Source organism: Kitasatospora sp. MY 5-36 (genome assembly GCF_001182915.1).
Classification (GTDB): Bacteria; Actinomycetota; Actinomycetes; order Streptomycetales; family Streptomycetaceae; genus Kitasatospora.
Genome location: NZ_LFVW01001065.1, coordinates 1 through 2,144, shown reverse-complemented (window position 1 = coordinate 2,144; position 2,144 = coordinate 1). Strand labels below are relative to the sequence as shown.

Genomic DNA, 2,144 nt, shown 5'->3' with positions numbered 1-2,144 from the left:
CTCCTCGCCCGACCCGTGGCTGGCCGCCCTGGCCCGCCGCCGGCAGGAGGAGCTGACCGGGCTCGCCGCCGAGACCGACGCCCCGGTGCTGGTCGCCGGCCTGGACGACGCCACCCTGGAGGCCGTCGCCGACCGGCTCTACGGCGACGGGGACGGGCCCGGGCGGCTCGCCCCCGAGCCCTGGCCGGTCGAGGACCGGCTCGCCGAGGAGGGCCTGCTGGTCTGGCACCTCGACCTGCCCGGCGCCGACCGCTCCGAGCTGGACCTGGTCCGCCGGGGCGACGACCTGGTCGTCGGGGTCGGCACCCACCGCCGGGTGCTCACCCTGCCGTCCGCGCTGCGCCGCTGCACGGTGGCCGGGGCGGGGCTGCACGACGGCGTGCTCTCGGTGCGGTTCGCGCCGGACCCGGCGCTCTGGCCCCGGGGCTGACGGGGGGTTCGGCGGGGGGACCGGCGGGATTCGGTCGGGGCTCTGGCGGGCCCTGGACCGGGTTCGGCGGCTTTCCGGGCGGCCCGGCCGGTCGGGTAGCGTCGGGCCGGAGGGCCGCGGGGTGCGGCCACGGCTGAGGAGGCGCCCGCGATGACCAGCACCGACGACCGCACCGAGCCCGGCGGCCGGCCGGACGGCGAGCAGGGCGGCCAGGGGCACCCGTTCGGCCCGGAGCTGGGCCCGCTGGTGGACGAGGTGCGCCGGTTCGCCGGTGCGCTCGGCGACAAGGCCCAGGAGGCGAGCGCCACCACCCTGATCACCCTCTCCGGGCTGGCCGACAAGCTGCGCACCCAGCAGCCGGAGGTCTACTCCCACCTCGCCGCCGCCGGCACCGGGCTCGCCGCCGCGGGCAGTGAGCTGCTGGCCGCCTACCGCGCCGCCGTGGCCGGGCACGAGAGCCGCTGGACCGCCGGGCAGGGCGCGCCGACGGAGAAGATCGACCTCGACGGCGACGGTGACGGCGGCCGTGGCTCCGGCTTTGACGAGGCTGACGGGCCGTCCGCCAAGCAGTGAAACCGTGACTTCCGGAGGGTGATCGCGCTGCTCTCGTACGTCACGAAGAAGGAGATTAGATACGACTTTTGAAGCATCCCGGCCGCGTCGGCCCAGAGTTGTCTTCGGATAATGTATGCGAGGCTGTGTACGGGGGCCGGGTTGGGCGGTAGCGTTCCGTCCAGCGGAACGAGTGAATAGCTGAGGGACACATGGCTCTGACCATCGGCGTCGATGTCGGCGGGACCAAGATCGCGGCAGGCGTGGTCGACGAGGCGGGCGCGATCCTGGCCCGGACCAGGGTGCCCACCCCGGCCGACCCGCAGTGGGCGGTCGACGCCATCGCGCAGGCCGTGCGCGAGCTCAAGGAGGAGCACCCCGACGTCACCGCGGTGGGCGTCGGCGCCCCCGGCTTCGTCGACAGCAACCGCTCCACGGTGATCTTCGCCCCCAACATCGACTGGGAGAACGAGCCGCTGCGCGGGCGGGTCGAGGAGCTCACCGGCCTGTCCACCGTCGTCGAGAACGACGCCAACTGCGCGGCCTGGGCCGAGTTCCGCTTCGGCGCGGCCGCCGACCACCAGGACATGGTGCTGATCACCGTCGGCACCGGCATCGGCGGCGGCATCGTCCTGGACGGCCGGCTGCACCGCGGCCGCTTCGGCGTGGCCGGCGAGATCGGCCACCTCAACATGGTCCCCGACGGCCTGGCCTGCGGCTGCGGCGGCAAGGGCTGCTGGGAGCAGTACGGCTCCGGGCGCGCGCTGCGCCGCTACGGCCGGGAGAAGGCCGCCGCCGACCCGCAGCGCGGCCACCGGATGCTGGAGCTCAACGACGGCGTGGCCGAGACCATCCGCGGCATCCACATCACCCAGGCCGCCGAGGAGGGCGACCCGCTCGCCCTGGAGTGCTACGCCGAGCTGTCCGACTGGCTGGGCCGCGGCATGGCCGACCTCGCCGCGCTGTTCGACCCGGCCGTCTTCGTGCTCGGCGGCGGCGTCTCCGACTCCGGCCGACTGCTGCTCGACCCGGTCGCCAAGGCCTTCGAGCACTACCTGACCGGCGGGGTGCACCGGCCGCGCGCCGAGGTCGTGCTGGCCTCGATGGGCTCCGCCGCCGGCATCGTCGGCGCGGCGGACCTCGCCCGCGTCCCGTAACCGCC

At 75.2% G+C, this 2,144-nt stretch carries 2 protein-coding genes and 1 pseudogene; all 3 read left to right on the top strand.

The genetic code is table 11. From position 1 onward, the window contains the following. Window positions 1-430, top strand: a pseudogene (locus tag AE652_RS47010) (ArsA family ATPase); the annotation flags it as partial. Window positions 431-580: 150 nt separating this feature from the next. Continuing rightward, on the top strand, window positions 581-1,003 hold the full coding sequence (locus tag AE652_RS48820) for a DUF5304 family protein (RefSeq protein ID WP_049660650.1): 423 nt from the start codon (window positions 581-583) through the stop codon (window positions 1,001-1,003). A 191-nt stretch (window positions 1,004-1,194) separates the two neighbouring features. Further along, window positions 1,195-2,139 (top strand): ROK family glucokinase, encoded by a 945-nt coding sequence (locus AE652_RS40095; protein ID WP_049660648.1) that lies wholly within the window; start codon window positions 1,195-1,197, stop codon window positions 2,137-2,139. The last annotated feature ends 5 nt before the right edge of the window (window positions 2,140-2,144 follow it).